The organism is Streptomyces sp. NPDC111802, assembly GCF_055634335.1.
The window spans coordinates 25,591-37,932 of record NZ_JBVKCZ010000048.1; the positions used below are offsets into that span (position 1 = coordinate 25,591).

The window sequence follows — 12,342 nt, forward strand, 5'->3', positions numbered from 1 at the left end:
GACGAATCGGGGGAGCAGCGCCCGATGAGCCGTCAGATTCCACTCTTTCGCCGCAGAACCGACCTGGATCCGCCGCGTCCACCGGCGCCCTCGGCCTCCTCCGCCATCCTCGCGGGCGCCCGCAGCGCTGTCCCCGCCGACACCAGCAGCAGCGCGCCCAGCATCACGAACGGCGCAGCCACCCCCGCGAGGCCCGCCACCAGGCCGGCCGAGGCGGGCGCGGCGACCTGGCCGAGCCGGTTGCCGGTCAGCCGCAGGGCGAGGGCGGTGGAGCGGGCGCCCTCGGGGGACGCCTGGACCACCGTCGTCATGGACAGCGGCTGGCCGACGCCGAGGCAGAAGCCGAGCACCGCCAGCATCACGGCAAGCGCCCACACCGGCACCGGCAGCGCGACGCCCGCGCACAGCAGGGCGGCCAGCAGACAGGTCACCGTCAGCAGCAGGGTGCGCCCGAGCAGCCGCAGCAGGGGCGTCAGGACCAGTCGGCAGGCGATGGTGGCCGCCGCGCGCAGGCTGAGCAGGAGGCCGATCACCGAGGGCGCGATGCCCCGGTGCTCGCCGACCACGGGGAGATATGCGGTGAGGATGTCGGTCGCGGACAGCACGGCGAGGCTGATGAAGATGCCGGCGGGCACGCCCCGGGCGCGCAGGATGCGCCGGACGGGGACCCGCTCGCCCGGCGCCTCGCGCGACATGGACGTCGTACGGCTCTCTATGCGCCACAGCGAGCCGAGCGCGACCGCGCCACCCGCGCCCGCGACCAGCAGGGCGAGCGCGCTGGTGCCCGCCATGTCCGGGCCGCCGATCAGCGCGCCCGCCGCGATCGGGCCGACCAGCTGGCCCAGCGAGGCACCGATGGTGAAGTGGCCGAAGTTGCGGTCCTGTTCGTGCGGGGCGGACTGGCGGGCGACGATCGACTGGGCGCCGATGACGAAGCAGAGGTGGCCGAGGCCCATGACCCCGCTCCACACCGCCATCGCCCAGAGGGAGGCCGCGAGGCCGCTGAGGGCGCAGCCGCCGGAGATCAGGACGACACCGACGGGCAGCAGCGGCGCACAGCGGCCGTGGTCGGTACGGCGGCCCAGCGGTACGGCGACGAACAGCGGGAGCAGGGCGTACACCCCCGCGATCACACCGATCGCCCGCTCGTCCGCGCCCAGCGCGAGCGCCCGGTAGGAGACGGCGGGCCGGGCCATCGACACCGCCCCCTGCGCGAAGCTGAAGGCGATGACGAGGCGGAGCAGCCAGCCGCGGTTCCCACCGGGCGCCATGATCGTGTCCCTCCCAGGATGTGTGCGCGGATCAGATGATGCCGAAGAGCAGACCGGCCCCGAGGATGATGAGGCAGGTGAGCGCCGCCCACTTCACCACGAACCTGGTGTGGTCGCCGAACTCGACCTTGGCCATGCCGACCAGGACGTACACGGCCGGGACCAGCGGGCTCGACATGTGCAGCGGCTGGCCGACCAGGGAGGCGCGGGCCATCTCCAGCGGGGTGACGCCATGGGCCGCGCCGGCCTCGGCGAGGACCGGCAGGACGCCGAAGTAGAAGCCGTCGTTCGACATGAAGTAGGTGAGCGGAAGGCTCAGCACACCGGTGACCAGGGCCATGTGCGGGCCCATGCCCTCGGGGATGACGTCCACCATCCACTTGGCCATGTGGTCGACCATGCCGGTGCCCTGGAGGACGCCGGTGAAGACGGCGGCGGCGAAGACCATGCCGGAGACGTTGAGGACGTTGTCGGCGTGGGCCGCGAGACGGGCCTTCTGGTCGGGGATGTGCGGGAAGTTCACGGTGAGCACGAGCGCGGCGCCGAGCAGGAACAGCACCGGGATCGGCAGCCACTCCATGATCATGGCGGTGAGCAGGACGACCGTGAGCAGCGCGTTGAACCAGTAGAGCTTGGGGCGCAGGGTGGGCCGGTTCGGGTCGAGGGCCTGGAAGCGCTCGTCCTCGTCGTCCGCGGCGTCCTCGGCGTCGGTGCCGGAGCCCGAGCCGCCCGTGCCCGCCGGGGTCTTGGCCTTGCCGGAGCCGCCGGCACCCACCAGAACCGTCTCGGACTCCTTCTCCTCGACCAGGACCTCGTTCAGCGTGAGCACACCCAGGCGCTTGCGCTCGCGCAGACCGAGGAAGTACGAGAGCACGAACACGGCCAGCAGGCCGACGGCGAGGGCCGGGATCATCGGCACGAAGATGTCGCTGGCGTCGAGCTTGAGGGCGGTGGCGGCGCGGGCGGTCGGGCCGCCCCACGGAAGGGTGTTCATCACGCCGTTGGCCATGGCGGCGACACCGGTCATCACGACCAGGCTCATCTTCAGGCGCTTGTACAGCGGGTACATCGCCGAGACGGTGATCATGAAGGTGGTCGAGCCGTCGCCGTCGAGCGAGACGATCGCGGCGAGGATCGCCGTGCCGACGACGATCCGCATCGGGTCGGCCTTGCAGAACTTCAGGATTCCCCGAACGATCGGGTCGAAGAGGCCGACATCGATCATCACACCGAAGTAGACGATCGCGAACATGAGCATCGCCGCGGTGGGCGCGAGGCTGGTCACGCCTTCGATGACGTAGTCACCGAGTTTGGCGCCCTTTCCTACGAACACGCAGAACAGTGCAGGAATCAGTACGAGCGCCGCGATCGGCGACATCTTCTTCATCATGATCAGGACCAGGAAGGTCGCGATCATGGCGAAGCCGAGGATGGTCAGCATGAGTGGATACCTAACGTTCGCCCTTGAACATCCCACGAGGGCCGGGGGTGCGACGACGTTAGGTCCCGTCAAGCAGCGTTAACAAGACGTTGACATGCGAGCAATAAGCGCAAAACTCCAGGTCAGAGCTTTGCTCAGGTCAGCGGCTGATCATTTCCGGTCACAGGGGGAACTTTTTCAGCTCACGGGCGCCACGTCGACGGGCACTCCGTTGAGCACCGCGTTGCCCGACAGCGGGTCGAGCAGGCTGCCGTCGAGGAGCTGGTTGACGTTGACCCCGGGGTCGGTGGCGGCGTGGGTCAGACGGGTGCCGGGGCGGTCGTGACCCCAGCCGTGCGGGAGGCTCACCACACCGGGTCGCACGATGTCGGTGACCTCGGCCTTCGCGATCACCTCTCCCCCGGCGCCCTTCACGCGCACGGGTTGTGCGGTGCGCACGCCCAGCCGCTCGGCGTCGTCCGGGTGGATGTGCAGGGTGCACCGGTTGGAACCGCCGGTGAGGGCGGGGACGTTGTGCATCCAGCTGTTGTTGGAGCGCAGATGGCGCCGGCCGACGAGGACGAGCCCGTCGGGGCGCTCGCGCAGAGCCTCCCTCAGCCGCGGCAGGTCGTCGGCGATGGGCCGCGGCAGCAGCTCCACCTTGCCGCTGACGGTCTTCAGCGGCTGCGGCAGCCGGGACTTCAGCGGCCCGAGGTCGATGCCGTGCGGATGCGCGAGCAGCCGCTCCAGGGTCAGCCCGTCCGGTCGTACGCCGAAGCCGTCGCCGTACGGGCCCAGGCGCAGCATCATGTCGAGCCGCCGCTCAGGTCCGCTCACGCCGGCGAGTTGCGCGGCGAGTTCCTTCGGGTCGCGGCCGTGCACGGGCGAGTGGGGCTCCTTGACCGCCTTGCCGAGGGTCTGGTCGATGACCATCGCGTCGACGGCGCCCGGGTCGGCGCCGTGCATGCCGGTGGCGGCCAGGATCAATCGGGCCAGGATCTCGGACTCGGCCATGCGGCCGGGCTCCAGCGGGACGGCGGGGCGGGTGTAGCGGACCTGGTTGCGGACGGCGAGGGTGTTGAAGGCGAAGTCGTGGTGCGGGCTCTGCGAGGGTGGAGGCGGGGGCAGTACGACGTCGGCGTGGCGCGAGGTCTCGTTGAGGTAGGGATCGACGCTGACCATGAAGTCGAGCGAGCCGAGGGCCTTGTCGAGCCGGTCGCCGTCGGGCGCCGACAGGACGGGGTTGGCGGCGACCGCGATGAGCGCCCGGATCGGCTCGCCCTCCTCGGTGGCGGTGTCGATCTCCTCGGCGAGCGCGGACAGCGGCAACTCGCCCTTGGCTTCCGGGTGTTCGCTCACCCGGGAGTGCCAGCGGCCGAGCGCGAACCCGCGGCCGGGCCCCGCCGGACGGGGCGTCTTGTCGGTGGCGGCCTGCGGGAAGAGGGCGCCGCCGGGGCGGTCGAGGTTGCCGGTGAGGATGTTGAGTACGTCGACGAGCCAGCTGGCCAGGGTGCCGTGCGGGACGGTGCAGCTGCCGATACGGCCATAGACGGCGGCGGTCGGGGCGGCGGCGAGGTCGCGGGCGAGGGCGCGGATGGTACCGGCGTCGATGTCACAGGCGTCGGCCACCGCCTCGGGGGTGAAGTCCCGTACTTCCGCGCGGAGTTCCTCGACCCCTTGGACGTGCGGCGCCAACTCCCCCAGGGCGACCAGGTCTTCCTCGAACAGCACGTGCGCCATCGCCGCCAGCAGCAGCGCGTCGGTTCCGGGCCGGATCGCGAGGTGCCGGTCGGCCAGCTGGGCGGTGCGGGTGCGGCGCGGGTCGATGACGGTGAGGGTGCCGCCGCGGGCCTTGAGCGCCTTGAGCTTGCCGGGGAAGTCGGGGGCGGTGCACAGGCTGCCGTTGGACTCCAGGGGGTTGGCGCCGATGAGCAGCAGATGGTCGGTGTGGTCCAGGTCGGGCACGGGGATCGCGAGGGCGTCGCCGTAGAGCAGTCCGCTGGAGACGTGCTTGGGCATCTGGTCGACCGTGGAGGCGGTGAAGACGCTGCGGGTGCCGAGGCCGGCGATCAGGACCGGCGGATAGAGCGCGCCGGCCACGGTGTGCACATTGGGGTTGCCCAGCACGAGGCCCACCGAGTTCGGCCCGTACCGCTCGACGACGGGGCGGATGCCGGCCGCGATCGCGTCGAAGGCCTCCTCCCAGGTGGCCTCGCACAGCTCGCCGTCCTTGCGCACGAGGGGGGTGCGCAGCCGGTCGGGGTCGCCGTCGACGGCCCCGAAGGAGGCGCCCTTGGGGCAGATGAACCCCTTGCTGAACACATCGTCGCGGTCACCTCGGGCACCGGTGACCTTGGTTCCCTCGATGGTGAGGGTCAGGCCGCAGGTGGCCTCGCACAGGGGGCAGATGCGCAGTGCGGTGCGGGACACGGGTCCTCCCGGAGATGGCGGCGACATTGGCGCATGGACTCCGACCGAGCATACCGACCGGTATGCATGGAGGGGAGTCCTCGCGGGGGGTGAGGTCGGAAATTCGCGAGCCGTCGGCCCCGCGGACGACCGGACGCCGCAGAGCCGTACCCGAGCCGGTCCGCCGGTGCGGTCAGTCCAGCACCCGCGCCAGATACGCCCGCAGCAGTTCCCGCGCCTCCACGAGGATCCGTTCGTCGCCCTCGGGCGCCATCCGGAAGGCGAGGTGGACCAGGGTGTCGGCGGTCTCGACGGCGACGAGGAACGTGCGGCGCAGGTCCTCGTCCGGTTCGCGGTCGAGGTGGCCGGAGAGCAGGTCGGTGAGGCGGTCGGCGACGCGGTGGTTGGGTTCGCCGCGGCTGCCGACGGGGATCTGGTTGCCGAAGTCGACGAGGGAGAAGCCGGGCGCGGTGCGCTTCATGGCGATGTACTCGTCGAGCACGGCGTCCATCGCCGTCTGCCAGCCTTGGTCGTCGGTCTCCTTCAGGCGCTCGGTGACGCGGGCGGTGTAGCGCTCCAGGTTGCGCTGGGCGAGGGCGTCGGCCATCTGGCGCTTGTTGCCGAAGAAGCGGTAGACCGAGCCGATGGGCACGCCGGCCCGCTGGGCGACGGCCCGGGTGCTCAGGTCGTCGTAGCCGACCTCGTCGAGGAGGTCGGCGCAGGCGTCGAGGATCCTGGTCAGCCGTTCGGCGCTGCGCCGCTGCACGGGCGCCCGGCGTAGCGATGCTGGATGGGGCACGGTCTTCATGATGCCTTTCCGCCTCGGTCCGGTGAACCCTGACCCCAGGTACGGGGACGAGTACCCGGCGCACTCAGTGCCGCGGTGGACGGTGCCGACGCCGGCGCCGCGGTCGTCTCCGCGTACGCGAGCCCGCGTCCGGCCACCGCATGAGCCTTCGCACCGGGAGGCGAGAAGCGGAAGTCGCGCACCGTCAGCCGTACGTCCCAGCCTCCCCCACCTGCGCCGTCCCGGGCCGGCTGCACCTCTATGGCGACCGCGGGGGCATCGTCCTTGTCCACCTCGCGGTAGTGCCGTCCGTCGTCGTCGGTGTCGTCCAGGACCTTGCCCACCGGGGAGGGCGACACCGCGCTGCCGTCCTGGTTCCGCGCACCACTGGAGCCGCGGCCCGCGGTTCCGGTCAGCAGCAGGACACAGACCGCGAGCGCGGCGACAAGGGTCCGCGTCCACGACATGCCCGGAGACTAGAACACCGGTCCGACAGCCGAATCCCCCTTGAGTCGGGTCGGCGTCCGGTTCTCGTCGTACTCGCAGCGAGTCCGTCGGATCTCTTGCGCCTGCGAAAACGCAATCCTACGGTGAAGCATAGGAATCAGATCTCAAGGGAGCGATCATGAGCGGGGACACGCGGAAGACCGCGGAAGGGCTGACCTACCTCTCCGGTTTCGGCAACGAGCACAGCTCGGAGGCGGTGCCCGGCGCCCTCCCCGAGGGCCGCAACTCACCCCAGCGTGCCCCGCTGGGCCTCTACGCGGAGCAGCTGAGCGGTACGGCGTTCACCGAGCCGAGGGCGCACAACCGCCGCTCGTGGCTGTACCGCATCCACCCGTCGGCCGCCCATCCGGCGTTCACCCGCACGGACAACGGCGCGATCCGTACGGCGCCGTTCACGGAGTCGGTGCCGGACCCGAACCGCCTGCGCTGGAACCCCCTGCCCGAGCCCGCGCCCGGCACCGACTTCCTGGCCGGCCTGTGGACTCTGGGCGGCAACGGCGACGTGACCCAGCGCACCGGCATGGCCGTGCACCTGTATCACGCCAACTCCTCGATGGACCGTGTCTTCAGCGACGCCGACGGCGAGCTGCTGATCGTGCCGGAGCAGGGCGGGCTGCTGCTGCGCACGGAGTTCGGGCTGCTGCATGTGGAGCCGGCACAGGTGGCACTGATTCCACGTGGGGTGCGCTTCCGTGTGGAGCTGCTGGATGACTCTGCCCGGGGTTATGTGTGCGAGAACTATGGGGCGCCCTTCCACCTCCCCGACCTCGGCCCGATCGGCGCCAACGGCCTCGCCAACGCCCGGGACTTCATGGCTCCGGTGGCGGCGTACGAGGAGGTCGAGGGCCCCGTGGAGGTGGTGAACAAGTTCTGCGGCAACCTCTGGACGGCCACTTACGACCACACACCCCTCGACGTGGTCGCCTGGCACGGCAACCATGTGCCGTACATCTACGATCTGCGCCGTTTCAATGTGATCGGCACCATCTCCTACGACCACCCCGACCCGTCGATCTTCACGGTGCTGACGTCCCCTTCGGACACACCGGGCCTCGCGGGCGTCGACTTCGTCGTGTTCGCCCCGCGCTGGCTGGTGGGCGAGAACACCTTCCGGCCGCCCTACTTCCACCGGAACGTCATGAGTGAGTACATGGGCCTCATCGAGGGCGCGTACGACGCGAAGGCGGAGGGCTTCGTGCCGGGCGGCGGCTCGCTGCACAACATGATGTCGGCGCACGGCCCGGACCGGGAGACGTTCGACAGGGCGAGCGCCGCCGATCTGAAGCCGCAGAAGATCGACGACGGGCTGGCGTTCATGTTCGAGACCCGCTGGCCGGTGACGCTGACCCCGCAGGCGGCCGGGGCCGAACACCTGCAACAGCGCTACGACGACGTCTGGCAAGGCATGGAGCGCCACTTCCGCCCCTTGCAGTAAAGATCCCCTACCGGTACGGATGGCCCCGTGACCTCCTTCGCGCCTGACTCGATCGTCCTGAACCGCAAGCTGCCGCTCTGGTACCAGGTCTCGCAGTCGCTGCGCGCCTCGATACTGGGCCGCCGACCGCAGGACCCGCTGCGCCTGCCCACCGAGGAGCAGCTGGCCGAGCACTACGGCGTGAGCGTGCTGACCATGCGGCAGGCGTTGAAGGAGCTGGAGGACGAGGGCCTGATCACGCGCCATCGAAGGCGCGGCACGTTCATCGAGCCGGACGCCCGCCGGGGCGCCCCGGTGCGGCTGCTCGGCTCGGTGGACGCGATCGTGGCCCAGCAGTCCGGCATGGCGACCGAACTGCTGGAGCACGGCAGGGCGCGGGTCCCGCCCGAACTCGCCGAGTACTTCCCGGACATCGACGAGGTGGCGACGTACCACCGCCTGCGCAGCGACGAGAAGACCGGCGAGCCGACCAACCACGCCCGCAACTACGTCCGCCCCGAACTGGCCGCGCGTATCGATCTGGACGACCTGGTGCGCTGGCCGATGACCAAGGTGCTGCGGGACGTCGTCGGAGCGGACATCAGCCGCATCACGGACACGGTCGAGGCCCGTCTGGCCGATCCGGAGACGGCCCGGCTGCTCCAAGTCCCGCTGCTGAGCCCGATCCTGCACTACACGGGCGTGACGTACGACGCGGACGGGCAGGTGCTGGACGCGGCGGTCATCCACTACCGGGGCGACCGCTTCTCCTTCACGGTGACCTTGGAGGCGACCTGACCCCGGTGTCACAGCCAAGTCGTACGATGCCCAGCGTGACGCACGACGACGCTCCGCTGCTCGCGGACCTCATGCCGTGGTCCGTCGCACCGCCGCGGCTCGGCCGGGGGTGGCCGACGGGCCCCGACGCGGCGTCCCTGAAGGCCCGCTGGGACGCCTTCGTGAAGGCCGAGGGCCCGGACCGGGAGGCCCTGCTGGAGCCGACGCGTTCGCGCACCCTGCACTCGGCGGTCGGACAGCTGCCCGGCCGGTCCACCGGCACGGAGAAGCTGATCCGCGCCTCGGGCCCCTGCCCGGAGCCGGTGCGCGCCCTGCACGCCCCCTTCGACGAGCAGTGGCTGATCCCCGACCACCGTCTGATCGACGCGGCCCGCCCGGAGCTGTGGCGGGTGATGGACGAGCACCAGATCTTCGTGCTGGAGACGCCGGAGTCCCGCCTGCTGGCGACCTCCCTGCTCCCACTGGTCCGCCCTGGACGCGTCCGCCCGCTGTACCGCCGCCCGGGCGGCACGGAACCCAATCTGGCGCCGGGCCTCCTGGAGCACCTCCGGGACCGGCTCGACGGACCGGTCGAGCCGCTGGACCTCCTCGCCTGGACCGTGGCGGCCGTACGCCCGGATCTCACCGTCCCCCTCACCGCCGACCCCGAACTGTGGGCGCGCGGCGTGGAGTCGGGCCACCGCGCCCTGTGGCTGATGCGGCGCGACGGCGACCGCCCGAAGCTGCCCGGCGGCCGCCGCCCGTACGTCCGCGCGCCGCTCCCCTCCCGTCCGCTGACCCTGGAGTACGACCGCGACGAGGAGGCCCTGCTGCTGGACGAGGGCCGCATCTCACCGGTCCCGCCGGAGGCCTGGGACTACGAGGTGGCCGGTGTGAAGGTCCTGGAGCAGTGGTTCGCCGCCCGCGTCACGGAGCCCGAACCGGGCACCCTGGCGGCGATCCGCCCGGCGACCTGGCCGCAGACGTGGACATCGGAGCTGCTGGAACTGATCACGGTCCTGGCCCTGCTGGCGGAACTCCAGCCGATCGACCAGGAGTTGACGTCGCCCATCACCGCGACCGACCTCCACAAGGCCGGCGTCCTGCCGGTGCCGGAGCCGACACGCCGCCCGGCATCCGTCCTGGACCACCACGAGGAAGGCCCAGAAGGCCAGTTCGCGTTGCTCTGACCAACCTCTGACGCAACCTCTAACGCGAACCGGGGTCAAAAGCATCGAGCACCCGTTCGAGCGCCCGCCGGAACACCGCCTCCAGATCGATCGGCCCGCTGTCCTCCATGAAGGCCGCGGCGAGGCGCGGATACTTGCCGGTGGCGACCTGACTGCCGAGGTAGGCGATGCGGACCGCGTTCTCCTCCTCCTCGGACCAGGGCATGGAACGGGTGCGCTCGGCGGTGGCGATCTCGTTCGCGGTGTACGTCGTCACGACGCCGTTGAGCAGCGCGACCAGCTCCATCTTCACGCTGTACGGAACGTCGAGCGGTTCCAGACAGGCCAGGCAGTGCTCCAGATAGCGCAGGGTGTTGGGGCTGAAGCCGTACATCCCTGACATCAGCCGCGGCACCCAGGTGTGCCGATGCATGATGGCGCGGGTCTCCTGCGCGTTGCGGACCATGTCGGCACGCCAGTCGCCCGAGGGCTCCCGGATGTCGTGCTCGGCACCCACCGCGTCGATCATCAGCTCGTACAGGTCCTCCTTACGGGGGACGTAGTTGTACAGCGACATCGTCCCGCAGCCCAGCTCGGCCGCGACATGCCGCATGGACACCGCATCCAGCCCCCGGGCGTCGGCGATGCGCACCGCCGCGGCCGCGATGTCCGCACGCGTGAACGCGGGCCTGGGACCACGCCCGGTCCGCTCGGGACGCGCCCAGATCACTTCGGGTACGGCAGCTCGGCCCGCCATCGATCATCACCTCGCCACCATCCTAGTTACGTACACCGTACGTAGTGCGCTATGGTCGAGACATGACTTCTACGTACGCTGTACTTAGTGAAGGTCTGGAGAAGCGGTTCGGCGAGGTCGATGCCCTGCGTGGCCTTGATCTGGCCGTCGCGCAGGGCACTGTCTGCGGGCTCCTGGGACCCAACGGGGCGGGCAAGACCACGGCGATCCGACTGCTCACCACACTTCTGCGTCCGGACGCCGGCTCGGCCCGTGTCGCCGGGCACGACCTGCTGCGGGACCCGGCGGCCGTCCGACGCCACATCGGCGTCACCGGCCAGTACGCCTCGGTCGACGGCGAACTCACCGGCCGCGAGAACCTCAGGCTGTTCGCCCGGCTGCACCGGGTGCGCGGGCCGGCCGAGCGGGCCGCCGAGCTGCTGGACCGCTTCGGGCTGACCGAGGCGGCCGACCGGCCGGCGTCCACGTACTCGGGCGGGATGCGCCGCCGTCTCGACCTGGCGGCGAGCCTCGTGCGCCGCCCCGACGTGCTGTTCCTGGACGAGCCCACGACCGGCCTCGACCCCGCCAGCCGCAACCGGATCTGGGACGCCGTGCGGCAGCTGACCGCCGACGGCACGACCGTGCTGCTGACCACGCAGTATCTGGAGGAGGCCGACCAACTCGCCGACGACATCGCCCTGATGGACCGGGGACGGGTCGCGCACACGGGTTCGCCCGCCCAGTTCAAGGCGACCATAGGCGCGCACATCGAGGTCGTCGTCACCGACGCCGACGTCATGGTGAAGACGGCGGCCGTACTGGATCAACTCACCGGTGCCGAGCCGTCGTTCGACCACGAGCGGCGCGCCGTCGGCGCGGTCACCCGGGACGCCACGCTCACCCTCCCCCGGCTGGTGCGCGAACTCGACGCGGCGGGCGTGCCCTTGCTCGACGCGAGCCTGAAACCACCGACTCTCGACGATGTGTTCCTGCGACTCACCGAGGAGCGTGCGGCATGAGCACCCTGACCTACGACGGCGGCGCGATGCTGGGCCGGCAGCTGCGGCGGATCCGCAACAACCCGGGGCTGCTGATCCTGACCCAGACCATGCCGATCAGCATGCTGCTGTTCTTCGGCTATGTCTTCGGCAGCGCGCTGGCGATGCCCGGCGCACAGTACCGGTCGTTCCTGGTGCCGGGGCTGCTGGTGGCGACCGCCGCGAACGGGATCATGACCGGCATGTTCCAGGCCGCCCAGGACACGCACCGTGGTGTGATGGACCGCTTCCGGACGCTGCCGATGAGCCGGGCCGCCGTACCGCTCGGGCAGGCGGCCGCGGATCTGCTGGTGACGGCCGCGGGGACGGTGCCGTTCCTGCTGGTCGGGCTCGCGGTGGGCTGGCGGATCGAAGGGTCCGCGTTCGAAGCGGTGGGCGCCTTGGGGCTGTTGCTGCTGTTCCGGTTCGCGACGACGTGGGTCGGGATCTTCCTGGGGCTGCTCACCCGGAACGAGGAGGCGGCCGGTCAGCTCGGCGGGGCGATCTTCCTGCTGCCCCTGCTGTCCAACGCGTACATTCCGACCGAGGGTCTGCCGGGCTGGCTGCGCACCGTCGCCGAGTGGAATCCGATCAGCGCGGTCACCACGGCCCTGCGGGACCTCTTCGGCAACGCACCGGTACCGGACGGCGCGGCCTGGCCGGTCGCCCATCCCGTCGCCGGGTCACTGGTCTGGTGCGGGGTGCTGCTCGCGGTGTTCGCGCCGCTCGCGGTACGCCGGTACACGCGCGGCGGGCGCTGAGGAACGGACGGGGTGGGTGGAGTCGGGGGACGTACCCGCGCCCGGGTAGCA

Annotated in this window: 11 protein-coding genes; 5 read left to right on the forward strand and 6 right to left on the reverse strand. The window is 70.8% G+C overall.

Annotated elements, in window-relative coordinates; genetic code table 11:
- Positions 1–32 precede the first annotated feature (32 nt).
- From ACZ7NC_RS37195 to ACZ7NC_RS37215, 5 genes are all read right to left on the reverse strand, one after another.
- Positions 33–1,271, reverse strand: coding sequence for an MFS transporter (locus tag ACZ7NC_RS37195; RefSeq protein WP_471495171.1), 1,239 nt, complete (start codon positions 1,269–1,271; stop codon positions 33–35).
- A 31-nt stretch (positions 1,272–1,302) separates the two neighbouring features.
- Positions 1,303–2,748, reverse strand: a complete 1,446-nt coding sequence (locus ACZ7NC_RS37200; RefSeq protein ID WP_471495173.1) for a CitMHS family transporter — start codon at positions 2,746–2,748, stop codon at positions 1,303–1,305.
- Positions 2,749–2,889: 141 nt separating this feature from the next.
- Positions 2,890–5,121 carry a molybdopterin oxidoreductase family protein gene (locus ACZ7NC_RS37205; protein ID WP_471495175.1) on the reverse strand — a complete coding sequence of 744 codons (2,232 nt, stop codon included), beginning with the start codon at positions 5,119–5,121 and terminating at the stop codon, positions 2,890–2,892.
- A gap of 172 nt (positions 5,122–5,293) precedes the next feature.
- The gene (locus tag ACZ7NC_RS37210; protein ID WP_471495177.1) at positions 5,294–5,908 is read right to left on the reverse strand and encodes a TetR/AcrR family transcriptional regulator; all 615 of its coding nucleotides are present in this window, start codon (positions 5,906–5,908) and stop codon (positions 5,294–5,296) included.
- A complete protein-coding gene (locus ACZ7NC_RS37215) occupies positions 5,905–6,354 on the reverse strand; it encodes a hypothetical protein (RefSeq protein WP_471495179.1) in 450 nt (149 codons plus the stop codon). Before ACZ7NC_RS37215 ends, ACZ7NC_RS37210 begins: the two co-directional genes overlap by 4 nt.
- 158 nt (positions 6,355–6,512) lie before the next feature.
- Here ACZ7NC_RS37215 and hmgA point away from each other — a divergent pair, with 158 nt between their 5' ends.
- From hmgA to ACZ7NC_RS37230, 3 genes are read left to right on the forward strand one after another with little or no spacing between them, the layout of a single operon-like run.
- A complete protein-coding gene (gene hmgA, locus ACZ7NC_RS37220) occupies positions 6,513–7,829 on the forward strand; it encodes a homogentisate 1,2-dioxygenase (protein ID WP_471495181.1) in 1,317 nt (438 codons plus the stop codon).
- A 27-nt stretch (positions 7,830–7,856) separates the two neighbouring features.
- Entirely contained in the window at positions 7,857–8,606 is a 750-nt protein-coding gene (locus ACZ7NC_RS37225; protein WP_471495182.1) for a GntR family transcriptional regulator, read from the forward strand.
- Between the two features lie 26 nt (positions 8,607–8,632).
- Positions 8,633–9,775 carry a type ISP restriction/modification enzyme gene (locus ACZ7NC_RS37230; RefSeq protein ID WP_471495184.1) on the forward strand — a complete coding sequence of 381 codons (1,143 nt, stop codon included), beginning with the start codon at positions 8,633–8,635 and terminating at the stop codon, positions 9,773–9,775.
- 19 nt (positions 9,776–9,794) lie between these two features.
- Here ACZ7NC_RS37230 and ACZ7NC_RS37235 read toward each other — a convergent pair whose 3' ends face one another.
- On the reverse strand, positions 9,795–10,511 hold the full coding sequence (locus ACZ7NC_RS37235) for a TetR/AcrR family transcriptional regulator C-terminal domain-containing protein (protein WP_471495186.1): 717 nt from the start codon (positions 10,509–10,511) through the stop codon (positions 9,795–9,797).
- Positions 10,512–10,573: 62 nt separating this feature from the next.
- On the opposite strand from ACZ7NC_RS37235, the gene ACZ7NC_RS37240 reads away from it, so the two are divergent.
- Together ACZ7NC_RS37240 and ACZ7NC_RS37245 are read left to right on the forward strand one after the other, a co-directional pair.
- Positions 10,574–11,512 (forward strand): ATP-binding cassette domain-containing protein, encoded by a 939-nt coding sequence (locus ACZ7NC_RS37240; RefSeq protein WP_471495188.1) that lies wholly within the window; start codon positions 10,574–10,576, stop codon positions 11,510–11,512.
- Entirely contained in the window at positions 11,509–12,291 is a 783-nt protein-coding gene (locus ACZ7NC_RS37245) for an ABC transporter permease (protein WP_471495190.1), read from the forward strand. The genes ACZ7NC_RS37240 and ACZ7NC_RS37245 overlap by 4 nt, the downstream gene beginning before the upstream one ends.
- Positions 12,292–12,342: the final 51 nt, after the last annotated feature.